Source organism: Kribbella sp. NPDC059898 (genome assembly GCF_042730855.1).
Lineage (GTDB): Bacteria > Actinomycetota > Actinomycetes > Propionibacteriales > Kribbellaceae > Kribbella.
Window position 1 is genome coordinate 717166 of sequence record NZ_JBHWKR010000001.1, and the last position, 26536, is coordinate 743701.

Consider the following 26536-nt stretch of genomic DNA (forward strand, 5'->3'; position numbering starts at 1 on the left):
AAAAGGCGCGGAAAATCAGCCGGAATCCACGACTCGGCGAAAGGCGGGCGAGCCGTTTGCCACGACTGGGTGGGGCGGGGTCAGTTCTTTGGGTCGTGGAGGTTGGGGCGTTGGGTGGGGGTGGTGATTTCGACGTCGATCGGTTGGGGGTTGGTGGGGGCGGTGATTTTGCCGCCGGTGACTGGGATGTTGAGTTTTGTCGCGGACAGGTCGATGTCGATGGTGGCGCCGGTGTCGTTGGGGGTGGTCCACTCCGTGTCGGAGAGGGTGATGGCCAGGCCTACGACGTGGCCCTTGGGGATGATCTCGTCCTGCGCGCGGAGGGGGACGTTGACCGTGGTCCAGGTGCCGGGCTTCAGGGGGGTCGGCTTGGACAAGGACTTGCTGTGGGCGGCGTCGATCCAGCCGCGGCTGACGATGCCGTGATCGCTTTGCGTGCTGAGCTTCTGCACAGTGAAGTAGCAGCTGTCGTCGTAGTCCGTGCTCTCGCCCTCGCACGTGCTCTGGTCGGTACGGCGGATGCCGGAGTACCGCTGGCCGTCGCCGTACTCGATCAGGCGGGCCGTCACCGGCGTGGTCGTCGAGTCGGACTTCATCCGCAGCGTGACCGACGGCGTACCGCTGATCCGCAAGGGCGCGGCCAGCGGGGCGGAGAGGAACATCTGCCGGCCCGCGATCACCTCCGACGGATCGGCGACGATGTCGTCCTCGGTCAGATCAGGGTCGTCGGTGATCGTGACGGTTCCCTTGCCTGCGGCACCTAGTTTGCCGGCCGCGACCGGTACCGGCATCGGCCGGTTCACGGCCGGCCAGGTCTTGTAGTCGCGCCACACGTCCGGCGTCGTCTCGACCGAGACCATCGGCTCCTTCATCACGCCGTTCCGCAGGCCCTGCAGCCAGTAGTCGAACCACTTGTGCAGCTCGTCCACCCACTCGTCGCGGCGGAACTCGAACGGGTCCACGTGGTCCTCGAGCCCGAGCCACAGCTTGCGCGGCACGTTGTTGCGGGCCAGCGCCGACCACCACTGGGAGAAGTGGTTCGTCTGCACGTTGTAGTCGTTGAGCCCGTGCGTCATGAAGACCGACGCCGTCACCTTCGACGCGTTCTTCGTGTAGTCGCGCGCCGCCCAGAACGACGTGTAGTCGCCGGTGTCGTCGTCGTCGCTGTCGCCGAGCTTCCCGCGTACTTCGTCGCACGCCGGGCTGTCGTGGCCGACGTACCCGCCCAGCCAGGGCATGTAGTCGTCCGAGTACGGCACGCCGCCCGAGCGGGTGTAGTCGTACCACGAGGAGATCGCCGAGATCGGCACGATCGTCTTCAGGCCCTTGACCCCGGTGGCGGCGACGCCGTTCGCCAGCGTGCCGTCGTACGACTTGCCGATCATCCCGACCGCGCCGGTGGTCCAGGTCGCCTTCACCTGCTGCCCGTCGGCGGTGTGCGCGGTGTTGCGGCCGTTCAGCCAGTCGATCACGTCGACCACGGACTGGATCTCGTTCGGCCCGCCGACGTCGCCGCAGCCGGTGGAGCGCCCGGTGCCGAGCACGTCCACGCCGACCATCGCGTACCCGCGCGGCACGAAGTAGTTGTCGTAGAACAACGGCATCTTCTGGATCACGCCGTCCGCGTCGTACGTCTTCTTCTCGTTCTCGTTCCCGCGGCCGCAGCAGGTGTAGTACGGCGAGGCGTCCATGATGACCGGGATCTTGGTGCCGGTGAGCGCCGGTTCGCTCGGCCGGACGATGTCGACCGCGATCACGTCGTTCGTGCCGTCGGAGTCGGTGTCCATCGTGGTGTCGACGTACACCGACTCGCGGATCGCGTCGGAGTAGTCGTAGACCGGCTGCGTGCTCTGGGTGCGCGCGTCGACGTGCTGCGGCACACTGGGTGCTGCGGGGGCCGGCGTACCGGGCCCGTCCGGAAGCGGGGCAGCCATGGCGGGACCGGTGAGGGTTGTCAGGCTGAGCACGGCGGACGAGACCAGGATCGTCACCCTGGCGCGGACGGTCCTCATGGCTGGGAAGGCTAGTCACTCGGGCGCCACAACGCCAGGTTCTGCCGAGATTGGCAGCGACCTGCCCGATACTCAGGGTGAGAACTGGCGAGTTCGGTAGGGTGACCGCCACCGCCCACCGGGGGGACGTCAGGAAGGGCCTAGAAAGGTTACGCCATGAATCTGCGAGCACCGGTGACACTGCTGGACGTGGCGCAGCGTGCGGGCGTGTCGGTCGCGACCGCCTCCCGCGTGCTGAACGGCGGGGACCGCGTCCCGCGTCCGGAACTGCAGGAACGGGTCAAGGCCGCGGCCGACGATCTCGGCTACACGCCGAACGCGCAGGCCCAGGCGCTGGCGAAGTCGTCAACCAACGTGGTCGGCATCCTCGTCCACGACATCGAGGACCCGTACTTCGCCGCGATCGCGAACGGCGTGATGCGCGCCGCGGACGAGCGCGGGCTGCTGGTGATGATGGCCAGTACGTTCCGCGACAGCGACCGCGAGATCGCCTACCTGTCGTCGTTGCGGGCGCAGCGGGCCCGGGCCGCGGTGATGATCGGCAGCCGCCGTACCGACGCCGACAGCCTGGCGCGGACCGCGACCGAGGTGGAGAGTTTCCTCAACTCCGGCGCGGGTCTGGCGCTGGTCAGCCAGTCCGGGATGCCCGCGCACACCGTTGAGCCGGACAACAGTTCCGGGTCGGCGGACCTGGCCCGTGCGCTGGTCGGGCTCGGCTACCGGAAGTTCGCCGTACTGGGCGGACCGGTTACCCTCGCCACCGCACGCGATCGGCGCGACGGGTTCGTGGCCGGGTTGGCGGAGGCGGGGCTGGAGGCGGTTCTGGTCGAGGCCGGTGAGTTCACCCGGGACGGCGGGTACGCCGCCGCGGAACAGTTGCTCGAACGGAAGACCGACGTGGACTGCGTGTTCGCGGTGAACGACGTGATGGCGGTCGGCGCGATGTCCGCGCTCCGCGACCGCGGCGTCGACGTACCGGCGGAGCTCGGTGTCGCCGGGTTCGACGACATCGCGACGCTGCGGGACGTGTGGCCGGGGCTGACGACCGTACGGCTGCCGCTGGAGCAGATGGGCCGCCGGGCGCTGGAACTGGCGGTCGAGGGCGGCGAGCCGACCACCGAGACCTTCAAGGCCGAAGTCGTCCTGCGGGAGAGCACGGCTATTCTCCGGGGGTGACTGTCTCCGAGATCTTCGACCCGTCGGCCTGGAAACAGGTGGACGGCTTCGAGCTGACCGACATCACCTATCACCGGGCGGTCGACGCCGGTGTGGTGCGGATCGCGTTCAACCGGCCGGAGGTGCGGAACGCGTTCCGCCCGCAGACCGTGGACGAGCTGTACCGGGTGCTGGACCACGCGCGGATGTCGTCGGACGTCGGCTGCGTGCTGCTGACCGGCAACGGCCCGTCGCCGAAGGACGGCGGCTGGGCGTTCTGCTCCGGCGGCGACCAGCGGATCCGCGGCAAGGACGGGTACAAGTACGCCGAGGGCACGACGGCGGAGTCGATCGACCCGGCGCGGGCCGGCCGGCTGCACATCCTCGAGGTACAACGGCTGATCCGCTTCATGCCGAAGGTCGTGATCTGCGTCGTACCCGGCTGGGCCGCAGGCGGTGGGCACAGCCTGCATGTGGTCGCGGACCTGACGCTGGCGTCCGCCGAGCACGCGCGGTTCAAGCAGACCGACGCGGACGTGGCCTCGTTCGACGGCGGGTTCGGGTCGGCGTACCTGGCCCGGCAGGTCGGGCAGAAGTTCGCGCGGGAGATCTTCTTCCTCGGCGACGAGTACTCGGCCGAGGACGCGTACCGGATGGGCATGGTGAACAAGGCCGTCCCGCACGCCGAGCTCGAGACGGTGGCGCTCGAGTGGGGCAAGAAGATCTGCGCGAAGTCGCCGACCGCGCAGCGGATGCTGAAGTACGCGTTCAACCAGATCGACGACGGGCTGGTCGGGCAGCAGTTGTTCGCCGGCGAGGCGACCCGGCTCGCCTACGGCACCGACGAAGCCGCCGAGGGTCGCGACTCGTTCCTCGAGAAGCGCCCGGCCGACTGGTCGCCGTACCCCTACGCTTTCTAGGGTTTGTGCCATTTCTGGTTGGCGCTGCCGCTACAGCCGCGCAGCGTCAACCGGCCGCCGTTGCCGGCGGCATCGGCGGTCACGCACTTGCCGGCGCTCGGGTTGACCAGTTCGTTGTTGTTGCTCAGGGCAAATTTCTGTGCCCAGCCGCCGTTGCAGTTGACGAGTTGCACCTGAGTGCCGTCGGCGGTCGACGCCCACGCGAGGTCCATGCACAGACCCATCGAGCGGACCGTGCCGTCGGGCTGGAAGACCCACTGCTGGTTGGCCGCGTTGCCGCCGCAGTCCCAGACCTGCAAGGGCGTTCCGTCGTGACCGATGCCGTCGGCAGCGTTCGGTACGTCGATGCAGCGGTTGCTCTGGTCGCTCTGCAACGCGATCGGCGCGGCGGCCGCTGCCGGCGGCTTCCCGGTGTTCGAGTCGTTGGTCCGCGCGGGCGGCTTCGCGGTGACGGTCGTGGTCGCGGTCGTCGTTGCCGTGGTGCGGGCAGTTGCGGTCTTCGTCGCCGTCGTTGTCGCCGTGGCGGTCGTGGTGGCGGTGACGGTAGCGGTCGGCGGCGTACCGGCCAGCGGGGGTTTCGCGGTCACCGTGGCCGGCGGCAGCGTGACCGTGACGCCCGGCATGATCACGGTCTTCACGACCTGCTGCGGATCGCCCTTCACCGTCATCGTCTTCGTCGGCCCCGCCACCTGCTCGGGGTCGGGGGTGACGGTCACCGTCGGCGTCACGGTCGGCCGGCTCTGCGGCACGTAGGCGACGTCGGTGGTGTACGTCGGCCCGGAACCGCCGCCGGCGATCGACGAGGCGCCGATCGCGATGCCGCCGATCAGCGCGGCGACCACCGCGGTCGTCGACCAGGCGCGCCGGTCGGGCAGCCGGGTGATCCGGGGCAGCCCCGGACGGCTGGCGAAGGTGTCCGAGAAACGGGACGAACCGGGGGATCGGCGTGACCGCACGACGTACTCCTGGGCTCTGGGACGGAAGGGCGAAGGCGTGTCTGCTGCCGAGGATCACCCCGGCACCGCCCCGGCGTCAAACGGTGCGCCAAAACGTGACCGCGATCACTGCATGAGATCAGATTGTTGCTGAGTGTTCATCCACCGGCGTTGCCATGAGAGCGTTCTCAACTTATTTTGAGCCGAGCCAGGTTCTCCGCTGCAGCATCGCCCCGAGGGAGACCCATGATCGACGAGCGCGCGTGCCGGACCACCGTCATGGAGCTCTGTCTGGCGGAGCGGGACAGTCTCCGCCGCTACGTGACCAGCATTCTCGGCCGGGACAGTCACGCCGTCGAGGACGTCGTACAGGAGACGCTGCTGCGTGCGTGGCAGTTGGCCGACCGGATCGACTGGCAGGACCGGCCGGTGCGGATGTGGCTGTTCCGGGTCGCCCGCAACCTGGTCGTCGACCACCACCGCCGGTCCGGCCGGGCGGTCCCGGTCGGCCTCGGCGCCGGCGAACTGGAGGAGCCGGTGAGCCAGCCGGATCCGGCCGAGCAGGTGATCGACCGGCGGGTGCTGGTCGACGTACTGCGAGGGCTGTCGCCCGCGCACCGCGAAGTGGTGGCCCGGGTCCATCTGCTCGGACATGCCGGCGAGGAGGTCGCCGCGGCGCTGGGTGTCCCGATCGGGACAGTGAAGTCGCGCGCGCACAACGCGGTCCGGCAACTCCGGGCCGAACTGAGCCGGACGGACTGGGCGGGAGCCGCTGCATGAGCACTGCTTTCGGTGGTGGTGGTGTTCGTGGAGTTCTGGGCTATATCGGTGTGGTCCTGCTGGTCGTGATCCTGGTCAACCTGCTGGTCCGCAAGCTCGGCGGCTGGAAGCGGCTGCTCCGCTGGATCCGCCGTGAGACCCGGCGGACGGTCGCCGCGTTCACCGAGCCGATCGCGGCCCGCCGCCGGTACAAGCGGCGCCTCCGCCTGCTGACCTCGGTCCTGCGGGACCGCACCGCGTGGTCGGCCGCCGAGCAGGCGATCGTCGCCGCGGCCGCCGTCACCCCGGGCATGGCGCCGTACGCCGTCGCGCTGGCCAAGGAGCGGATCGGCGTACTGCTCGTGGGGATGTCCGAGCTCGAGCCGCCGGCCCCGTGGAGCGCCGACCCGCTGGACCCGCGGCTGTGGTGGATCCCGCGCGCCGCCGTCCCCGAGACCGGGTCGGTCCGCGAGCTCCCGTTGCTGGTCTGCGCCGGAATCGACTCCGAGGGTACGACGGTGATCATGCTGGACCTGCTCTCCGGCCCGCGGACCTTGTCCGTGTACGGCGTCGACCGGACGGCCCGCTCCGTCGTACAGGCGCTGGCCGCGCAGCTCGACGTACGGCTGCCGGTGGGCGCCATCGAAGTTGCCGAGGGCATCCATCCGCGGCACGACGGGATGCCGCTGGCGGAGGCCGCGCGGCGGCTCGGGGCCTGGTTCGTCGTCGGCGCCGGGCCGTTGGCCGGGCCGCTGCCGGCCGGGCGCCGGATGCTCACCCTGGGCGTCGCGCGCGGCAGCAGCCGGTTGCTGGAGGCGCTGCCCGACCAGACCCTGCGGCTGCACGGCGGCGCGACCTGGCTGCGGATCGATCCCTTGCCGTTGGCAAAGGCCGTCGCGCGGACGATCCGGCGGCTGCCACCGCACGAGTTCGAGAGCGGCGTACCGTTCAGCCCGGAGACGGTGACCACCGACGAGCTGGGCTATCTCGAAACGCCGGCCGGTTCGGTGGGTGTGTCCGCGGTGACCGACGGGAAGGCCGCCTCGTGGAGCTGAACCTGACCACGGTCGACTCGCGGTCCGGCGCCCGGGCCGACCAGCTCGTCCGGATACCCCGCGGCCTGTCCGTCGCCGGTCTCGCCGACGGACTCGGCAGACCCGGTACGACGCTGTTCCTCGGCCGCAAGCGTCTCGACCCCTCGACCACGCTCGCGAAGTCCGGGGTCCGCGAAGGCGGCGTGATCGGCCTCGGCGGGCCGGTCGACGTACCCGACCTGCTGCAGAGCGCCCCGTCCGGGCACGCGACCGCCGTCGTGGAGTTGCACGCCGTCTCCGGGCCGCGGGCCGGGCGGGTGTGGCGGGTCGGGCCGGGCAGCCACGAGATCGGCGCCGACCCGCAGTGCGCGATCCGGCTCGAGGGCGACGACGTACCCAGGCGGGGGCTGTGGATCACCGTCGGCGCCAGCGGCGAGGCGTACTGGCACCGGACCGAGGACGTCGGCGGCGCGGTCTCGAACCGGCGGATCGGGCCGCCCGAGGACGACGCGGCGACCAGCGCGATCCGGCCGCAGGACGACGAGCCGATGCCCGGACCGGAACCGGCGCAGCGGGTCGTCGACCCGGGCACGGTGCCCGTCGGGCAGGTGCGGGTGTGGCCGCCGGACGAGGACCTCGTGGTCGGTCCGATGCTGCTGCGCTGCTGCGGCGACATCGAGCCGATCGCCGCGATCCGGGTCGCCGACGACGGCTTCGGGCTCGACTACAACCGGCCGCCGCGGCTCGCGCCGCACCTCGACGAGGAGAAGCTCCGGCTGCCGCCACCGCCACCGCCGCCGCAGAACCGGCCGTTCCCGTGGCCCGTCGTACTGATGCCGCTGGTGCTCGGGCTGGTGATGGTCGGGCTGTTCAACTCGTACTACTTCCTCGTCTTCACGTTGGTCAGCCCCCTGATGATGGGGATGAACTTCTTCTCCAGCCGCAAGAGCAACCGGCTGGACCACATCAAGGCCCGCAAGCTGTACTTCGCCCGGCAGGCCGCGCTCGACGAGGAGATCGCGGTCGCGGTCGCCCGGGAGCGGGTGATCCGGAACCTGACCGCGCCGGACCCGGTCCGGATCGCGCAGCTGGCGACCCGGCCGGGCAGCCGGCTGTGGGAACGCCGCCGGCACGACCCGGACTACCTGCTGCTGCGGGTCGGTACGGCGGACCAGGAGTCGCTGAAGGAGCTCGACGACCAGGGCCGGGAGGAGAACCACCGGACGATCCGGTGGACCATCCCGGACGCGCCGATCGCCGTACCGCTGCGCAACCACGGGGTTCTCGGTATCGCGGGCGAGGCTGCTTCCGTGCGTGCGTTGGCGCGGTGGCTGACGATCCAGGCCGCCGTACTGCATTCGCCGCAGTCGCTGCGGATCGTCGTACTGGCGGAATCCGACGACGCCACGGACTGGGACTGGGTGCGGTGGCTGCCGCAGCTGCGCCCGGGCAAGGGACCCGCGGCTGTGCTGATCGCGAACGACGAGACCACGACGGCGGCGCGGGTCGGCGAGCTGGTGTCGCAGATCCAGGGACGGCACCGGCGGGCCGAGGCCTCGACCGAGCGGGAGCCGATGCTCGAGTACGAGGTCATGGTGATCGCGGACGGGTCGCGGCGGCTGCGCGACGTACCGGGGTTCGTGCAGGTGCTGACCGAGGGGCCCGCGGTCGGGGTGTACTCGGTCTGCCTGGATCGTGACGAGCGGCTGCTGCCGCAGGAGTGCAGCGGCGTGGTGCTGGCCGAGGACGACACGCTGCTCGTCCGGCGGCCGGGGATTCCGGACCAGCGGAACGTTCGCGCGGACCTGGTGACGCCGGAGTGGTGCGAGCAGATCGCCCGGTCGCTGGCGCCGGTTCGGGACGTCAGCCCGGACCACGACGCCGGTCTGCCGAAGACGGTGAAGCTGCTCGACGAACTCGACCTGGAGCCGCCGGAGCCGACCGACCTGCTGGCCCGGTGGCAGCGGCGGCCGGCGAGTACGTCGTTCGTCCTCGGCTCCGACTTCGACGGGAAGTTCGTTGTCGATCTGGTTGCCGATGGCCCCCATGGGCTGATCGCCGGTACGACGGGATCCGGCAAGTCGGAGCTCCTGCAGACGATGGTCGCGTCGCTCGCGGTCGCGAACCGTCCGGACGAGCTGACCTTCGTCCTCGTCGACTACAAGGGCGGCAGCGCGTTCAAGGAGTGCGCGGGGCTGCCGCACACGCTGGGCATGGTGACCGACCTCGACGCGCACCTGGTCGAACGGGTGCTGGAGTCGCTGGAGGCGGAGCTGCGGCGGCGGGAGCGGATCCTGGCCGCCGCCGACGCGAAGGACCTGCCGGACTACCAGTCGAAGCGGGTCGCGAATCCGGAGCTGGCGCGGTTGCCCCGCCTGCTGCTGGTGATCGACGAGTTCGCGGCGATGGTGCGGGAGATTCCGGACTTCGTCCCGGGGCTGATCGGGATCGCGCAGCGCGGTCGTTCGCTGGGGATCCACCTGATTCTGGCGACCCAGCGGCCGGCCGGTGTGGTGACCGGTGACATCCGGGCGAACACGAACCTGCGGATCGCGCTCCGCGTCACCGACCAGTCCGAGAGCCAGGACGTGGTCGACGTGAACGAAGCTGCGTCGATCAGCCCGGGCATCCCGGGGCGGGCGCTGATCCGGCGCGGTCCGCGGCTGGCGGACCTGTTCCAGACCGCGTGGGTCGGGGCCGAGCGGTCTTCCGGTACCGAAGAGCCGGAAGGGCCTGTTGATCCCGCGGCGGTGCAGGTCACGGAGCTGCCGTGGTCGGACCTCGGCCGGGCGGTCGACCGCGAGGACGACGACGTCGAGGCGAGTACGCCCACCGCGCCGGCGCCGACCGATCTGCAGGCGCTCGTGCAGGCCTTGCGTGCGGCGGCGGCCGAGTTGCCGGACTTCGCCGTACAGCCGCAGCCGTGGAAGCCCGCGCTCGGGCAGCAGATCCTGCTCGACGAACTACCCGACACCAGCGAGACGCCGATGTTCGCGCCGTACGCGCTGGAAGACATCCCGGCGTTGCAGCAGCAGCGGGTCGCCGGGCTGGACTTCGAGACGTTCGGTCATCTGTACGTGATCGGGGCGCCGCGGTCCGGGCGGACCCAGACGTTGCGGACGATGGCCGGTTCGGCGGCGAAGAACCTGAGCATCGCGGACGTCCACATCTACGGCATCGACGCCGCAGGCGGCGGACTCGCGCCGCTGGAGCGGCTGCCGCACTGTGGCGCGGTCGTTTCGCGGCACGACATGGAACGGATGACCCGGCTGCTGCGGCGCTTGAACCAGGAGCTCAGCGAGCGGCAGGAGCTGGCCGGCAAGCACAACGCGACCGGGCTGAACGAGTTGCGCAAGGCACTGCCGAAGAGCGAGCGGCCTGCGCATGTGCTGGTGTTCATCGACGGTTGGGACGCGCTGGCGGCCACGCTGGACGACAGCGACCACAACCACCTGCTGCAGGACGTCATGCGGCTGCTCCGTGAGGGTGCCGGTCTGGGGATGCACGTGATCGCCACCTCCGAACGGTCGCTGCTCGGCGGGCGGCTGGCGTCGCACAACGACCACAAACTCCTGCTCCGGCAGGCGGACCGGACCGACTACCAGGGCGTCGGCCTGCGGGTGAAGATCCCGTCGATCGTGCTGCCCGGGCGCGGCTGGCACGTACTGACCGGGACCGAGACGCAGGTCGCCGTACTCGCCGCCGGTGGCGGTGCCGAGCAGGTGGACGCGATCAGCGCGATCGCCGCCGCGGCGACGAAGCGGGACGCGAAGGTGCCGCCCGCGCGACGGCCGTTCCAGCTGGCGGAGCTGCCGTCGTCGATCGAGTTCTCCGAGGCGTACGAGCACGTCGGCGACGCGGAACGCCGGCCGCAGTGGGGCCTGATCGGCATCGGCGGCGACGAGGTCAGTGCCGTCGGGGTGGACCTCGCCGGCGTCGGTTCGTCGTACGCCGTCCTCGGCTCGCCTGGTTCTGGCCGGAGCAATGCCCTGTCCTGCTTGGCGGTTTCGCTGCTGGCCGGCGGTTCCTCGCTGGTCGTGATCACCCCCCGCGAGTCACCGCTGCGGATGCTGGCCCGGCACCCGCACGTCCTGCTGATGGACCAGGCCGACCCCGCAGACGACGTACTGCGACGTGCGCTGGATCATCTGCCGGCCGGCCCGAAGGTGGTCGTCATCGACGACGCCGACCTGATCATGACCGCCGCCGCCGACAAACTCCTGAAGGACATCGTGGTCTCCGGCCGGGACCAGGGCCTGGCCCTCATCTTCGGCGCCACCACCGACGGCTTCCAGTCCGGCATGAGCGGCTGGGCCGGCGCCGCCCGCCGAGCCCGCCGCGGACTGTTGCTGGAGGCCCGCTCCTTCAGCGACGGCGAACTCATCGGCGTCCGCCTAGGCGCCAACATCACCCGCAGCACCCCCCGCCAAGGCCGAGCCTGGACCACCGGCCCCGCCTCCACCCCCATCCCCGTGCAGGTACCTCTCACGATCCTCAAAACCCAGCAGTGAGTGTCTGAGCAGGTCGGCGTGTCAGCGACGATCTCCACGCCAGGGCACGCGACCACTAGTAACCATCCCGGTCCGGCACAGCTGCTCCGCGTCGACTGATGCGCGACACTCGTCCGGCAGGTGGTCTGCGACAGTCCGGGAGCGCGGATCGCGGCAGATGAGCGCGTTTCGTAGGTCCGCCGGACAGAATGTTCGGATGAAGTCCGACCTGGAGCGATTGTCCGAGGAGTACGCGCAGGCCGAGGGTACGTTCATGGCGGCTGTCCGTGGGCAGCTCAGCCGTGCCGAAGTTGCAGTCGCGGCGCGGAGAGCGTCGGAGGTTGCGGCTCGTTTCAATGCCGAGGCGTACCGCAAGTTCCACGCCGGCGAAGAGGACGCCTGGATGCCGTTGGATCAGCTCACCGAACGCACCGAGGTCTTGGCAGAGCTATGGGCGGACCTGGCGACCGCCTTCAGCGGGTAACCACACGACCGGGTCCGCGCGGACAGCGGAAGCCCGAACCCTCTCTCGACCACTCGTCATCGAGGCAGACCGCGGTGACTGCAGAGTTTGGCGGGCTGACTGTCGCCAGCGCGCCAAACCGGACCGCGGGCTCAGCAGATCCTTTCTCTTACTTCTTCTGGTTGAGGCTGTCGCTGATGCCCTTGTCGAAGTCTTCGGCGTTTTTCATGATGCTGTTGAACATTTCCTTGAAGTCTTCGATGCCCTTGACGGCGAGGTTCAGGCTGGTGTCGAACTGGTTGTAGGTGTTGCGGATTACCTCGCTGGACTGTTTGAAGACCAGGCCGTCCTCGACCAGGTGGTTGACCTTGTTGCGCAGGTTGACGATCAGCGGAACGATTTGTTCGTGTGCGTTGTGCAGGAGGTTGGCGACCTCGGTGATCTTGCCGTACTCGAGGTTGATGCCGTCGTACGCCATGACTGCGCTGCCTTTCAGTAGGTAACCGGGATGTAGGTGTCGTCCGGGGTGTTGCGGTCGATGCTGTCCTGGGTTTCGACCCAGTCGGCCGAGGTGCCGTCGGAGTTGTCCGGCCCGCGGGTGTAGTCGTGGACGGTGCCGTCGCTGTCGGTCGAGTGCTTCGTCCCGCTGCCGTCGCCCTTCAGCGCCACGTCGCTGGTGTCCTTCTTGCCGTCGGAGTCGGTGCTGGTCGTGGTCGTCGTACTGCTGCCGTCGTCCTTCAGGTGCGTGTCGTCGTGGACCGTGCTGCCGTCCGGATACGTGCTGTCGGTGATCACGTGGTGCTTGTCCTCGGTGTACGTCGACGTCGACGTGTACGTCTTTCCGTCGTATGTGACCGTGGTCTCCTCCTTCACCACGTTGCCCTTGTCGTCGAGGGTCAGGTGGGTGTGGATGTTGCCGCGGTCGGTCGTGATGGTCTGGTCGAGCGGCTGCTGCCCGGGATCGGTGGCGCTGCAGAAGTCCGGCGCCTTCTGACCGGCCGGGAGGTTCTCGCACTCGCTCTTGTGGGCCTGGTAGTAGTCCCAGGTGTCCTTCTGCCGCTGCCAGTTCGACAGCGCCAGGTTGCTGTTGGTCACGTTCATGCCCTGGGCGATCTCGGCGTCGAACTGCAGGAACGCCTCACCGACCGACCCGAACGAGTTGGCCAGTTCCTTCAGGCCCTTCTCGGCCTTGGTCATCGTGCCCTGCGCGTTCGTGTGCAGGTCGGTGATCGCGAGGTCGATGTCGCTGCTGCCGAGGACGCTCGAACTGTCCTGCCCGGCCAGCGTGCTGAACAGGCTGTCGTTCAGCGTCGGCTCGATGTTGTTCGCCAGGTCTTCAAGGTTTCGCTTGGCGTCGTTCAGCAGGTTGTAGTTCATCTTCAGCTTGTCCGGCACAGCGCCTCCTTGAACGCGACGGCTCCACCCTGACCACGCTCGACCCCGGGATCAGGTTCACTCGGATCTGAACCTCGGCGGGTGGTCGCGCGTGGTCAGTACGGAGGACCGGATCACCAGGGAGGGTGGATGCCACGGCCGAGCGACTGGGACGCGATCGGACTCGGTGGCGACCCGACCCCCGGTGAGCCGGAGACCATCGGCCAGCTGGCCGAGGTGCTGCAGAAGCTCGGCGGCAAGGCGCGGGACATCTTCAACGCCATCCAGTCGGTGATGAACACCAACAACGACAGCGTGTTCGTCGGTCAGGCCGCCGACGCCTTGCGCGGCAAGGTGGACGACCGGTTGCGTGGGCATGTCGAGGACGTGGCGAACGCGTTCGAGACCTCGGCGCAGGCGCTGCGGGACTGGCGGGGCGTGGTCGAGGAGCAGCAGCGCAAGGCCGACGCCGCACTGGCGGCCGGCCGCGGCCTGAAGGAGGACGACCCGGAGCGGGACGCCCAGAAGGGCATCGCCCAGCAGGCCGGGCGGGACCAGTCCGACCAGGCGTCGACGTACGCCGGGAAGATCAACGGCGTCTCCGACATTCAGCTGCCGATCTCCTCCTGCGAGGCGTTCTGGGAGGCGTTCAAGTGGCTGGCGATCATCCTGATCATCCCGGCGCTGATCTTCGGCGGCCCGATCGCGCTGCTCGCGCTCGGCGTCAACCTGGCACTGTTCATCAAGACCATCGTCGACGTCGCGAACGGTGACGCGTCGTTCCTCGACCTGTTCCTGGCCGGTCTCGGCCTGATCGCGCCGACCACCAAGGCGCTGCCGATCTTCAGCATCATCAAGGGCATCGCGAAGGGCATCAGCGCCGGCGCCAAGGGCCTCGCCAGCAGCTTCCGGACCATCTTCAGCAAGGACTTCCTGTTCAAGATGATGACCGGGCTGAAGGGGATGCCGATGCTGGTCACCCTCTCGATCCGGGAGACCGGCCTGTTCGTCGCCTCGAACATTCGCAACTTCGCGGTCTCGGTCGGCAACTTCGGCGCGAACTTCGGCTCGATCACGCTCGGGGCGCTGGGCAAGTTCGGTACGGCGTTCACGCAACTGCCGGCCACCATCGTTCGCGGGTTCAGCGCCGTCGGCAGGGGCCTCGGCACGGTCTGGAACGGCGGCAAGCAGTTCATCTCCGCGCACTTCGGCGGCCTGCAGTGGACCCGGCTGTTCCTGCCGGTGGCGGCGGACGAGATCCGGGCCTTCAAGGCGCTCGGTATGACGGACTTCCAGGCGTTCACGCAGGCGCTGAAGGTCGGCGTGTTCGGGCGGGGTCTCGCCGGGCAGCACGTGTTCGGCCTGCCGATGGTGAGTGCGCTCGGCCACACGATCAGCGCTGTACCGATCAACACGCCGAAGCTGACGTTCCTGGAGAACACGAAGGTGTTCTTCCAGGAGATGATCGCGCCGCCGCCGCTGAAGCCGGACGTGAAGATCAACCAGTTCGGGTTCGCGACCGAGTCCGGGATCACCGCCGGCAAGGCGTTCGAGGATCTGCACCTGCCGCCGATGAACACCAACCTCGGGCACGGCGTGAACCTGGAGACCGTGGTCACGCCCGGCGGCGTCCACGTGCCCTCGACCGCCGGTACCAACCTCACGAACATCCCGTCGGCGAACATCGGGCAGCCCGCCGTGAACAGTATCCACGGCGTCAACGGGGTGACCGGGAACGTGCAGATCCCGACCACCTCGACGTCGCTGACCCATCTGAACGGCGGCATGAACGTGACGCCGCCGGTCACGAACATCGGCTCGCTGCACGTGTCCACGCCGCAGTCGACGAGTATCGGCGACCTGGTCAACTCCGGCCTGCGGAACAACACCACGACCAGCATCTCGCCGCACATCACCACCTCGATCAACGAGGGCGTGTCGCACGGCTTCCAGGCGAACCACCTGCGGCTGTCGCTGGACGAGCTGACCCGGCCGCCGGCGCCGGCCGCGACGAACGGCGGTCACGTGGTCAGCCCGCCGGCCGTGGAGCGCGTGAACGCGGCACTCGACCTGGTCACCGGCGGACCGGCCGACCTGAAGATGGTCAGCCCGGCGAACCTCCGGACCGAGACGCCGACGTTCACCGGGGTCCAGAACGTCGCGACGCCGCCGACCGCCCACGTACAGCCGGTGAACGTGCCGAAGACCGACGTACCGCCGCAGCAGCAGGTCGCTCCGCACACGTTCAGCCCGGGCCGGAGCGAGATCCCGCTGAACGGACTGCCCGACCACCCCGGGATCGTGGTGAAGGTCGAGCGGTTCGAGGGCGGCGTCACCCAGTTCAACCTGCACGGCGGCGGCCCGAACGGGCGGCTCGACCCGCTGAACGGCGGCGGGCTGCGGTTCACCGACACCTCGACCGGGGTGACGACCCGCTTCGACCCGAATGGCGTCGTCGTCGATCACGGCGTACGGCTGACCAAGGCGGACGGGCTCGCGCGGATCGACGACCGCGTGCTGATCAAGCAGCCGGACGGCGGGTTCCGGATCACCAACCTGGACGGCAGCGCGATCCCGGACCAGGTCACGATCCGCGCGCTCGACACCGGCGGCGTGCACGTGCTGGGCAAGGACGGGATGTCCTGGCACTACACCGCGAACGGGAAGCTGGAGAACCAGTCGCTGAACGCGGCCTGGAACAGCGACCTCGCCGCGAAGGCCGGCGTGTTCCGCAAGCCCGGCGACACCGACGCCGCGGTGAACGCGAAGCTGGACGACTTCACCCGGGTCCAGCAGGCCCAGAACAACCTGCACATCGCGCAGGAGAACGTCGCGATCCACGGCGACCGGGTGGACGGGCCGTCGAACGCGCCGTCGGTCGGCGACCAGGTGCACCTCGACCTGCACGGCGCGCAGCACGACCTCGACCTGGCCAAGAACGCGTTCGAGGGGAAGCACGGGATCGGCGTCGACGGTCTGCAGCAGCAGCTCGACGACCTGACGAAGGAGTCGCTGAGCGTACGGCCGCGGCTGCTCGGCGGCGCGCGGACGATGACGTACGACGTACCGGGGCACGCCGGTCTGAAGTTCGACGTCAACGGTGCGCAGGTACACGTCCACGGGCCGGGGGCGGACGACTTCACCTCGACGGTGGTTGGTAAGACGCTGACGATCTCCGACGGGTCACACACCTGGACCTACAGCCTCGGGTTCGGTGGGCGGGCCAACCATGTGGGCGAGTCGTTCGCGTTGCACGGCGGGCATTTCGATGGCCGGCCGGTGTCGCTGGAGGGCAAGCTCGGGAACCTGGACAGCGGCGTTGCCGACGGCAAGTACTCCGTGAAGGTCACCGAGGACGGCCTGGTGGTGGCGTCGCCGCACGGACCGCTGCGGTACGGGCGCGACGGCTCGTTCCACGGGATCGGTACGACGGCCACCGACGACCTGGTGCGGCCCGTGCCGCCGCCGCACCTCGCGGGCGACGACCTGGCCCGCTGGAACGCGCAGGTCGACCTGTCCCGCACCCATCTCACCGAGGCGGCCGGCAACAAGGCGGTCGAGAATCTGATGAAGGACGTGATGGGCGGGTCGTTCACGTCCAAGCGCGGATTCGGTGGGTACGTGAACCCGTCCTCGCTCGCCGACGGGACGCTGGTCGCGAAGGTGAAGAACTTCGACACGGTTGCTCGCGAGTTGCAGTTCAAGGGGGCCGCGGATCACATCACCGTGTATCGCGGGGTGTCGATGGATCCGTTGAGCGCGCAGGCCGACGAGTTCGTCGAGCGGTTGCCGATCTCGACGTCCAGCACGCTGAAGTTCCAGGACGAGTGGGCGAAGAACGGGGTCGATTCGAACCGGGTCGTGTTCAAGGTCGACGTACCGCCGAACCACGGCAAGCTGGCGATGTCGTACCCGGAGGGGTACCACCCGGGTGGTGGCGAGGCGAGGGCGTGGAACCAGGACCAGTGGGAGATCACGCTCGGTCCGGCCACGTTCACGCGGACCGGGCCGGACATCGTCGAGAACGGGCACCGGATCATCCCGGTCAAGGCCGAGCCGATCCCGGCGTCGAAGTTCGACGAGGTGATCACCGCGAAGTGGCCGGGGATCTCGTCGGAGTCGGCGTTCGGGGACTTCGTGAAGTCGTTCGAGACGCCGGGGCTGCGCGGGTTCGAGGGGCTGGAGGACGTGACGACTCGGGCGACGACGAGTGTGGACGGGTTGTCGCACACCGTGCACGTCGGCAAGCCGGGGTCGGTGGACGAGCTGACGATCTCGGTACTGCGGAATCCGCAGGACGACTCGGTGCGGGTGATCTGGACCGCGGACGGGGCGAACAAGTTCGACAAGACGTGGAGTGGGCAGCAGTTCTCGAACCTGGCGACCGATCTGCGCGGGAACGTGCTGCACAACAACGACGCGTTCATGTCGATGCCGAAGCCGGCGTCGTGGGATCAGGTACCGGGCAAGGGGACGGGGATCGCGAAGGCGTGGGACGACGACTTCGCGGCGCGGTTCGAGGTGTTCCGGTCGCCCGGGGAGACCGACGCGGCGGTTGGCGCGAAGATGGACGACTTCGTGAACGTGGAGCGCGCGCAGGCGCAGGTGGACGCGGCGATTCACGACGTACGGCTGTACGGGCATCGTGCGGACGGGCCGTCGGACGGTCCGCCGGTGGGTGCGAAGAAGTTCATCAACCTGTGGAAGGCCCAGGAGAACCTCAACCAGGCGAAGACCGCCTTCGAGACCAAGCACCCCGGTATGTCGGTCGCCGACATCCAAACCCAGCTGCGCACCCTCCTCGACCAGTCCCTCAAGGACCGCCCCCGCCTGGTAGGCGGCATGACCGGCCGAACCACCCCAGACCTGGAAGACATCACCCCCACAACACCCATCACCCACACCACCCCCACACCCCAGCCCACCGCGCACGCGGCTCCGCCGCCTCCGCCGCCGCCTTTGGCGGGGCAGCTTGTGCCGCCGCCTCCTCCGCATCTGGGGTCTGGGCATGCGCCCGTTCCGCCCCCGCCGCCGGGGGTTGGTGGGGCTGGGCATGGGGCGCCGCTGCCGGTGCGGCCGCAGCGGGTGGTGGCTCCTGAGTTTGGGAAGAAGTTTGATAGTGCTTCGTTCGGGACCGAGAGTGAGCTCGGTGGGTTTGTGGTCGCGATGCCGGAGGGGTCGCATCGGGTGTTCGCGTTCGTGAAGAACGTGGAGACCGACGAGTCCCTGGTGATGGTGACCAAGGACATGAGCACCGGGATCTACCGCAACCCGGGCGACCTGCCGACCGCACGCGGCGGGAACTGGACCACGCACACGGTCGAGCTCGTCAACTACCCGTCGCGCGTGGGAGACCAGGCCGGGATCGCGCTCCGCGACGACGCGACTCAGTTCCTGCTCGACACCTTCAAGAGCCGTCTGAACACCGCGAACCACCAGGCGATGGAGTCGATCACCAGCCCGGACGGGCGGTTCCGCCTGGAGATCACCAACGGGCGGCATGCGATCGGCGGCGGCAGCGGCATGCAGCTGGACGACCTCGGCTCGGTCACGATGCCGCTCGGCGGTCAGCAGCTGACGGTGGGCGTGAAGGCCACCGAGTTCGCCACCACCGACGAGCTGAAACTGCTCCGCGAGAACCCTTGGTACAACCCCGAGTTCCGCACCGACGACGCCGTCCGGAACCTCGACCACGCCACCCTCGACAACCCCGCGGCGGTCGAGTCGGCGTACACCTATCTGAAGTCGATCATCACCTTCACCGCGAAGCAGGTCGACAAGCACGGCATCCCGATCGGCGCGCATCCGGGCGCTTCGCCGTTCCACAGCCTGACCGACCCAGTGGTCAAGAACGACTGGGCCGTCCTGCCGCGGACCCGCCCGAACGTCGTCCTCGAGGGCCTGTCCGATGTCGACAGGGCCGCGACGCTGAAGCTGCTCCGGGAGCTGCCGGAGATCGGCGACGGTACGATCTGGCGCGAGTCGAAGCTGTACATCCTGGGCGGCGGCGAGGTCGCCGGCCACGGCATCAACGACGCGGTGATCGGCGGCGAGAAGGCGCTGCTGTTCGAGTTCCGCGCCGTACCGGACGGCCTGAAACACCTCGTCCCGACGCAGAAGCTGCCGACCGCCTCGATCACCGACCTGCTGGCCGACCTCGGCCCGGGGCGGCGCGCGGCGGTGCAGCATATCAACGGCGCCGTGGGGCACACCGACAACCGGGGCGACTTCGCCGGCTGGTTCCGGGAGAAGTTCCCGGACCACGCGACCAAGACCGACCAGCGCATCGTCACCATGTCCACCGTGCAGCAGAAGGCCGAGTGGATGATGACGCGCTACCCGCACGCGTGGGACCAGGTCCTCGGCGGCCAGGAACCGGTGATCGTCCGCACGGTGCAGCTGCCGCAGATCCAGCAGCACCCGCTCGGTGGGGCGTTCGGCAACCACGTGGTGATCCGGCCGGAGGGCGGTACGCCGCACGTCACCGGCCCGAACGCGCACAACCTCACGCTCGACGACTTCGGCGACAACGGTTTCCGGCTCACCGGCCCGGACGGCCGCACCCAGCTGTACGACGGGAACGGCGTACTGCGCGGCGACGGGATCCGGCTGGACCACCCGCAGGGCAACCACTTCACCGAGAACTTCCCCGGCGGCACCCGCCTGGTCGACCAGCACGGCGTACCGATCCCGAACACCCACCTGCGGGAGATGCCCGACGGCCGGTTCGTGCTCACCGACGGCCGGCACGGGATCGGGTTCGGTGCCGACGGCAAGCAGCTCGACGTCCGGCTGCAGATCGGTGGAGGCCAGTTCGGCGACCAGTGGATCGTCCGGCCGCTCGAAGGCCGGCCGCATGTTGCGGGGAGCAACGAACTGCGCGTTTCCGACCTGCCCGACGGCAGGTTCCGGGTGCTCGGTCCGCAGGGCCGGACGGCGCGGTACGGCGCGGACGGCGGCCATCTCGGCGACGGCGTCGTACTGCGGGACCCGTTCAACCCGCAGGGGAACCTGTTCACCGAGCCGAACGGCACCGGCGGGGTGCACGCGACCGACCTGCACGGTACGCCGGTTCCGAACACCCAGGTGGAACGCCTCGGAAACGGGCATTTCCGGGTGTCCGACAACGCTTTCGGTGACGTCCGGTGGTTCGACCAGACCGGCATCCACCGCGGCAGCGGGATCCAGGTCGCGGATCCCGCGCACGCCGGCCAGACGTTCCTGTACCGCGCGCACGGCATGGATCCGGTGCTAGTCGACAACGCCGGCGCTCAGCTGCCCGGCCGGCTCACGACCCTCGAAGGTGGCGGCTTCCGGGTCGTCGAGGCGAACGGCATCGCCCGCACCTTCGACGACGCCGGAACCTACCTGGACCGGCAGATCCCGCTGGGGAACCAGCAGGTCGTCGTCCACGACGTCAACCACAACCTCACGCTGCACGACCCAGCCGGCGCCGGCCGTACGGTCGAACACATCCAGGGCGGCGGCTACCGGGTCGTTGACGGCGGCAACTACCGCGCGTACGACCCGGACGGCGGGTTCCAGGCGAACGGCCACGCCGTGAATCTCCCCGGCGAACACGGTTTCCTGGAGATCACCCCGACCGGCGCGCGACGCCTGGACGCCAACTACCAGCCGATCCCCGGCCGGACGGTCACCTTCGACGCCGCGGCCGGCGAGATCACGGTCACCCGTACCGGCGGCTTCGACGTCTTCGACCTGAACGGTGCCGTCGTCCGCGAGGTCACCGACCTCGACGGGCACGCCCTCGGCGCCGGGCTCACCCGCGTCACCCGGGACCAGAACGGCGCGGTCACCTGGACGGACCGCAACGGCGTACCGGTGCCGACCCCGCACCGCGTCACGGTCGACGCGCAGGGCGGCGTACGCCTCGAGATCAACGTACGAGGACCGCGGAACGGCGAGTTCCACGTGTTCTCCCGCGAAGGCACGCTGACCGAGCAGGGCTTCCCGGTGGTCCGCAACGGCCAGGCGACCGAGTTCACGTACGTCGTTAACCGCACCGACAACACGTGGCGCCGGGTGGACGGCGCGAACGTCGACGGGACCGGCGGCTTCCAGCACGGCAAGGTCGACGTGGTCGGCCTCGGCAACGGCCGGATCCGCCTGCAGAGCTCGACCGCCAAGGAGGTCGACGTCTTCGAACGGCGGTTCCTCCCGGACGGCACGATCCTGGACAGCTTCCGCAAGACCGACACTCTCGGGTACGGCCGGTTCGACCGGCGCACCACCTGGGCGACGTACGACGCGAACGGCGTACTGACGAACTGGGGCAAGCGGCACGTCGACACGGCCGGCAACTCGTGGCGGGACTACGACCACCACGGCAACGTCGTCCGCGACTACCAGCAAGGCCTGCAGAAGTACGCGAACCCGATCGCCGAGGAGCTGGGGCCGCTCGGCAAGGCGGAGAAGGAGATCACCGGCCACGTGCTGGCGATCAAGGCCGGCCGCCAGTGGACCTGGAACCGGTACGACGCCGACGGACTGCGGATCGGCTCCGGCGACCGGACGCTGGAGACGATCGGCGAGGGCTGGACCGACACCGTCCGGGTGCTCGACAACGGCAACGAGGTCACCCGGGTCGCCCAGCAGAAGTGGGGCACCTGGCACGGCCCGGACAAGGCCCGGCAGTACCAGGAGTTCAAGCTCGAGCCTGGCGCCACGCACCCGACCCGATCGGGCGAGTTCGAGGTCCAGTCACCGCAGCTGAAGTCGGTCGGCAAGGGCGAGCTGCTGGACGGCGGCGTACTGCTGCAGACCGTCCGGCAGGGTGACCAGCGGCCGCCGATCTGGGTCCGGCAGAACTTCCTCGACAACCCGCCGACCGCGGGCAGCGTCGCGCACATCTCCGGCGACAACCGGTTCCAGATCTTCCGCTGGGAGACCGATGGCGCCGATGCCGGCCGCGGCGTCCGGTACGTCGGCACCGACGAGTCGGTCGTCGACGTGAACGTGAACGGCGACTTCGTCCGTTCGAAGGGCAAGCTGCACGACGGTACCGAGCTCAAGGTCGGCGACCACGCGACCCCGCCGGCGAACCAGTACCTGAACGCGACGACGCCCTGGAAGGCCGGCGATCAGAGCGGGTGGCGGGTCTTCGACAACACCAACGGCTGGCGCGACTATGCCGAGTTGGACGGACACGGCTGGACGGTCGTCCGGGAGAGCCGGCCGGGCGGTGTGGTCCGCGAGTTCCAGCAGCCCGGCACCGACCGGAACATCTGGGTGGACCGGGACGCGCACGGCAATCTCGTGGGCATTTCGCACCAAACCCCAGCGCCGGTGGGCGGCAACCACCGGTACGTCGTCGCGACCGGCGCGGCCGATTCCTCGCACTGGCGCTGGCAGGAGCTCGACCACACCGGCGTACCGATCGCGGGCCGTGAGGGCGACCGGTTCCACTTCAAGGGGTCGAGCGACGAGAGCATCAGCTGGGACAACTCGTTCCGCGATTTCGATGCCGCGGGCAACCTGATCCGGGACCGGCACATGCTGGACGAGCGGCGGTTCGTCGAGTCCTGGCAGGACGGCAACCAGTGGCGGGTCGCGGAGTTCGACAAGACCGGTGTGGAGGTCGTCGGCAGTACCCGGCTGGACCGGCAGTGGCGGGCCGCGGACGGCACGTGGCAGCAGAACTGGACGCCGGGCAGCCAGCACTTCCGGGACAGCCTGCCGCAGAACGGGCAGGTGCCGCCGCAGCTCCTCCGTGAGACCCCGCCGCACATCGGCGGCGACCGGCCGATCCGGGTCCGCGAGTTCAAGCTCGACAACGGGCAGACGGACCTGCGGCAGTGGAAGGAGTTCGACTTCGACAAGGTCGTCCGGGAACGGGTTGCGTCCGGCAACAACTTCCTGGAGACCGACAAGGTGCACGGCCAGTGGAAGCTGTACGACCAGGCGGGCGCGGTGATCGGGGAGCGGTCCGACAACGGGCTCGTGTTCGAGATGGTCGACGGCCGGCTGACCCTGACCGGCAACGAGTTCGACTTCCGCGGCGCGATGACGGAGTACCGCGGCTGGAGCACCCGGATCGGTGACGCGCAGCGGCAGCCGTGGCTGATGCAGTCCGACTGGACGCTGGCGAACAAGACGCTGACGCCGGGCGGCAACCCGTTCCGCGAAGCGAACTACGCGCCGTTCTCGCGGCTGCTCACCCAGAAGGTGATGCTGCAGGTCGGGACCGAGTTCTTCCTCGACTACGCGGCCAGCCTGATGATCGCGGGCATCGTCGCGGAGGCGCAGAACAAGCCGTTCACCGGCAACGACGCGCTCAAGGCGCTGATGAACGCCGCGGTCGGCGCGACGCTGAAGTCGGTGGCCGGCGCGGCGCTGACCGAGACCAAGCTCGGCGGCTCGCTGCGGAACCTGAAGCAGAGCATGAGCAATGTCGACGGCGGCAAGTTCGTCACCAAGCGGCTGAACAACAACGACGCGACGTGGGGCGTGGAGTGGGCCGGCAACACCAGCTCGCTGCGCTGGCGCGGCGGCACGTTCGACTACAGCCTGAACATGTTGCTGCTGCCGATCACCGGCTTCGTCAACGGCGCGATGAACGCGGCGATCTTCGGCGTCCCGAACGCCGACGGCAAGACCGTCAAGCTGTCCGGCTGGCAGGCGGTCGGCGAGGGCGGGATCGCGGTCCTCACCGGGTACGCGATCGCGAACAGTGCCGGCCTGGCCAAACTGCTCGGCGGGAACTTCGCGGTCGGCCGGTTCTACCAGAAGGGCGGACTCGCGGAGATCGTCCTGACGATGCCGTTCCGGCTGTTCGAGAAGGGGATCGGCGGGGCCTTCCTGACCCCCGCGATCCGGGCCTCGATCAACCCGGTGTGGTATCAAGTTCCGCCGGATCTTGGAGGGACACCGTGACGAACCGCTACGTGACCCCGCGCGGCCGGGGCGGCTACCGCCGGATCGCCGAGGCGCTGCGGGCCGCGGCGCCCGGCGACGTGATCGTGGTCAGCGCCGGCGAGTACGCCGAGCAGCTCCGGCTGGACCGGTCCGTCGCGATCGTTGCCGAGGGCACCGTCGAGCTGGTCGGCGTACCGGGAGAACCGGCCGTGGTCGCCGAAGGGCTGGAGTGTTCGCTGCGTGGGCTGGTGATCCGGTCCGCGGGCGGTGACGCGCCGGCCGTCGGCGTCGCGCCCGGTGCCGGGCTGCTGCTCGAGGACTGCCGGGTGGTCGGCGGCCGGATCCATGCCCGGGGCAACGAAGGCGCCGCGGGCTCGTCGGATCTGACCGGGTACGGCGTGACCACGCTGATGCTGCGCGGGTCGCGGATCGAGAAGGGCCGGCTGGCGGCGCTGCACCTGTCCGGCCGGGTCCGCGCCAAGGCCGAGGACTCGGTGATCGACACGATCGACGGGATCGGCGTGGTGCTGTCCGGCAACGCGTTCCTGGACGCGTCCCGGCTGCGGATGACCGCCACCTCCGGGTACGGGTTCCGGCTGCGCGGGGCGAGCCGGCTGGAGGTCACCGACGGCGTGATCCGGCAGACCGGGATGGCCGGCGTACTGCTGGAGGACGCGGCGACGGCGACGCTCACCGACGTACGGATCGAGCAGGCGGGCGGGCCGGGGATCCACGCGGCCGGTACGGCGAAGGTGCGGCTGACGGACTGCCGCGTCCGGAACGCGCGGGCGAGCGGGCTGGTCGCGCAGGACCAGTCCGACCTGACGGCCTCCGACTGCCTGGTCGCCGACGCGGGCGCGAACGCCCTGCTGGCATCGGATTCCGCGACCGCGACGCTGACCGGCAGCCGGTTCGACCGGTCCGTCTACAGCGCCGTCCATCTCACCGGTACGGCGGTGGTGCGGCTGACGGACTGCACGGTCCGCGAGGGCGCCGAGCACGGCGTCCACGCGACCGCGTCGTCGCGAGTCGAGCTGACCCGGTGCGGGATCGCCGACGTCGGGCTGACCGGGTTGTCGGTGGTCGACGGCGCGACGGTGGAGGCGGTGGACTGCCGGGTCAGCGGCGGCGGTACCGGCGTACACCTGGAGTCGAGTGCGGCGACCGGGTTGCGCGGGTCGTCGGTGAGCGGGACGGTCGGGACCGCGATCGAGCTGGCGGGCGCGGGGCTGGCGACCGTGGACGCCGTACGGGTGAGCGGTTCGAAGGCGGCCGGGATCGTCGTCGGTACGGGCGCCGCGGCCGAGGTGTCGGGGTCCGCGATCGAGGACTGCGGTGGGTCCGGGCTGGTGGTGTGGGCGTCGGCGGCGCCCGCAGTCCGGGCGTTGCGGGTCGCGGGGGTGGCGAAGAACGGGATCTATCTCGCGGAGCAGGCGGCCGGGAAGTACGCCGACTGCGACGTGAACGGGACGAAGTACCCGGCGGTGCACCTGAGCAAGGCGGCGGCGCCGGTGTTCCAGCACCTGCGGATCCGGGACTGCGTGGACGCGGTAGGGCAGGAGGACGGCGCGAATCCGACGTTCGAGGACTGCACGGTGGACGGCGTACCGCTGCTGCCGGCTAAGCCGGTGGTCGCTGCGGCCGGTGCGCCCGCGGTGGTGACGACGGCGGGTCTCGACGAGAGTATGCCGCCGGACGACGAGACGCTCGAGGACGTGCTCGCGGAGCTGGACGAGCAGGTCGGTCTGGACCGGGTGAAGCGCGACGTCCAGTCGATGGTGAAGCTGATGCAGACCGTCCGGATGCGGCAGGAAGCCGGGCTGCCGGCACCGCCGCTGTCGCGGCACCTGGTCTTCGCGGGCAACCCCGGCACCGGCAAGACGACCGTCGCCCGGGTGTACGGGCGGGTGCTGAAGGCGCTCGGGCTGCTCCGGAAGGGCCATCTCGTCGAGGTCGACCGGACAGGGCTGGTCGGCGAGTACGTCGGTCATACCGGGCCGAAGACGACCGCGGCCGTGAACCAGGCGCTCGGCGGGGTGCTGTTCATCGACGAGGCGTACTCGCTGTCACCCGTTGGCATCGGCAACGACTTCGGCGCGGAAGCCATTGCCACGTTGGTCAAACTGATGGAGGACCACCGCGACGACCTGGTGGTGATCGTGGCCGGCTACGTGAACGACATGGGCCGCTTCATCGGCTCCAACCCCGGCCTGTCGTCCCGGTTCACCCGCACGCTGCTGTTCGAGGACTACACCGCGGCGGAGCTCGTCGCGATCGTCGAGCACCAGGCCGGCGGTCACCAGTACGAGGTCACCACCGACGCCCGGACCGCCCTCTCCGACCTCTTCGAACGGATGCCCCGCGGCGAAGGCTTCGGCAACGGCCGCTCGGCCCGCCAGATCTTCCAGGCAATGACCGAACGCCAGGCCCACCGCCTCTCCGAACTGACCGCCCCCACCCCCGACCAGCTCGTCGCGCTGGAGGCGGCTGATATTCCACTCCTGACATCCTGATCAGAG

General features: G+C 69.5%; 12 protein-coding genes. 8 read left to right on the plus strand and 4 right to left on the minus strand.

The genetic code is table 11. The annotated features are described in order from the left end of the window. Nucleotides 1-80 precede the first annotated feature (80 nt). Nucleotides 81-2012 carry a Xaa-Pro dipeptidyl-peptidase gene (locus tag ACFV9C_RS03630; protein WP_380190501.1) on the minus strand — a complete coding sequence of 644 codons (1932 nt, stop codon included), beginning with the start codon at nucleotides 2010-2012 and terminating at the stop codon, nucleotides 81-83. Nucleotides 2013-2168: 156 nt separating this feature from the next. Between ACFV9C_RS03630 and ACFV9C_RS03635 the strand changes: the two genes are divergently transcribed. Together ACFV9C_RS03635 and ACFV9C_RS03640 are read left to right on the plus strand one after the other, a co-directional pair. Beyond that, complete coding sequence (locus tag ACFV9C_RS03635) at nucleotides 2169-3188, plus strand: LacI family DNA-binding transcriptional regulator (RefSeq protein ID WP_380190502.1); 1020 nt, start codon at nucleotides 2169-2171, stop codon at nucleotides 3186-3188. Further along, complete coding sequence (locus ACFV9C_RS03640; RefSeq protein ID WP_380190503.1) at nucleotides 3185-4087, plus strand: 1,4-dihydroxy-2-naphthoyl-CoA synthase; 903 nt, start codon at nucleotides 3185-3187, stop codon at nucleotides 4085-4087. Before ACFV9C_RS03635 ends, ACFV9C_RS03640 begins: the two co-directional genes overlap by 4 nt. Here ACFV9C_RS03640 and ACFV9C_RS03645 read toward each other — a convergent pair. Beyond that, a complete protein-coding gene (locus ACFV9C_RS03645; protein WP_380190504.1) occupies nucleotides 4084-5043 on the minus strand; it encodes a ricin-type beta-trefoil lectin domain protein in 960 nt (319 codons plus the stop codon). The genes ACFV9C_RS03640 and ACFV9C_RS03645 overlap by 4 nt on opposite strands. A gap of 225 nt (nucleotides 5044-5268) precedes the next feature. Here ACFV9C_RS03645 and ACFV9C_RS03650 point away from each other — a divergent pair, with 225 nt between their 5' ends. The 4 genes from ACFV9C_RS03650 to ACFV9C_RS03665 all read left to right on the plus strand — a co-directional run bounded on the left by ACFV9C_RS03650 (nucleotide 5269) and on the right by ACFV9C_RS03665 (nucleotide 11789). Continuing rightward, nucleotides 5269-5802: a sigma-70 family RNA polymerase sigma factor gene (locus ACFV9C_RS03650; RefSeq protein ID WP_380190505.1), complete on the plus strand. Its 534-nt coding sequence runs from the start codon at nucleotides 5269-5271 to the stop codon at nucleotides 5800-5802. Further along, a complete protein-coding gene (locus ACFV9C_RS03655; RefSeq protein WP_380190506.1) occupies nucleotides 5799-6836 on the plus strand; it encodes a hypothetical protein in 1038 nt (345 codons plus the stop codon). Before ACFV9C_RS03650 ends, ACFV9C_RS03655 begins: the two co-directional genes overlap by 4 nt. Then, the gene (locus tag ACFV9C_RS03660) at nucleotides 6827-11326 is read left to right on the plus strand and encodes an FtsK/SpoIIIE domain-containing protein (RefSeq protein WP_380190507.1); all 4500 of its coding nucleotides are present in this window, start codon (nucleotides 6827-6829) and stop codon (nucleotides 11324-11326) included. Before ACFV9C_RS03655 ends, ACFV9C_RS03660 begins: the two co-directional genes overlap by 10 nt. Nucleotides 11327-11522: 196 nt before the next feature. Continuing rightward, on the plus strand, nucleotides 11523-11789 hold the full coding sequence (locus ACFV9C_RS03665) for a hypothetical protein (protein WP_380190508.1): 267 nt from the start codon (nucleotides 11523-11525) through the stop codon (nucleotides 11787-11789). Nucleotides 11790-11937: 148 nt separating this feature from the next. On the opposite strand, the gene ACFV9C_RS03670 is transcribed toward ACFV9C_RS03665, so the two are convergent. Beyond that, nucleotides 11938-12246, minus strand: a complete 309-nt coding sequence (locus tag ACFV9C_RS03670) for a hypothetical protein (protein ID WP_137255555.1) — start codon at nucleotides 12244-12246, stop codon at nucleotides 11938-11940. 14 nt (nucleotides 12247-12260) lie between these two features. Further along, nucleotides 12261-13163, minus strand: coding sequence for a hypothetical protein (locus ACFV9C_RS03675; RefSeq protein ID WP_380190509.1), 903 nt, complete (start codon nucleotides 13161-13163; stop codon nucleotides 12261-12263). Between the two features lie 129 nt (nucleotides 13164-13292). Between ACFV9C_RS03675 and ACFV9C_RS03680 the strand changes: the two genes are divergently transcribed. After that, on the plus strand, nucleotides 13293-24035 hold the full coding sequence (locus tag ACFV9C_RS03680; RefSeq protein WP_380190510.1) for an actin cross-linking domain-containing toxin: 10743 nt from the start codon (nucleotides 13293-13295) through the stop codon (nucleotides 24033-24035). Continuing rightward, nucleotides 24032-26530 carry a right-handed parallel beta-helix repeat-containing protein gene (locus ACFV9C_RS03685; protein WP_380190511.1) on the plus strand — a complete coding sequence of 833 codons (2499 nt, stop codon included), beginning with the start codon at nucleotides 24032-24034 and terminating at the stop codon, nucleotides 26528-26530. Before ACFV9C_RS03680 ends, ACFV9C_RS03685 begins: the two co-directional genes overlap by 4 nt. The last annotated feature ends 6 nt before the right edge of the window (nucleotides 26531-26536 follow it).

Coding starts and splice junctions, on each gene's coding strand:
- ACFV9C_RS03655 (WP_380190506.1), top strand. CDS start 5,799: ATGAGCACTGCTTTCGGTGGTGGTGGTGTTCGTGGAGTTCTGGGCTAT.
- ACFV9C_RS03665 (WP_380190508.1), top strand. CDS start 11,523: ATGAAGTCCGACCTGGAGCGATTGTCCGAGGAGTACGCGCAGGCCGAG.
- ACFV9C_RS03670 (WP_137255555.1), bottom strand. CDS start 12,246: ATGGCGTACGACGGCATCAACCTCGAGTACGGCAAGATCACCGAGGTC.
- ACFV9C_RS03635 (WP_380190502.1), top strand. CDS start 2,169: ATGAATCTGCGAGCACCGGTGACACTGCTGGACGTGGCGCAGCGTGCG.
- ACFV9C_RS03630 (WP_380190501.1), bottom strand. CDS start 2,012: ATGAGGACCGTCCGCGCCAGGGTGACGATCCTGGTCTCGTCCGCCGTG.
- ACFV9C_RS03680 (WP_380190510.1), top strand. CDS start 13,293: ATGCCACGGCCGAGCGACTGGGACGCGATCGGACTCGGTGGCGACCCG.
- ACFV9C_RS03650 (WP_380190505.1), top strand. CDS start 5,269: ATGATCGACGAGCGCGCGTGCCGGACCACCGTCATGGAGCTCTGTCTG.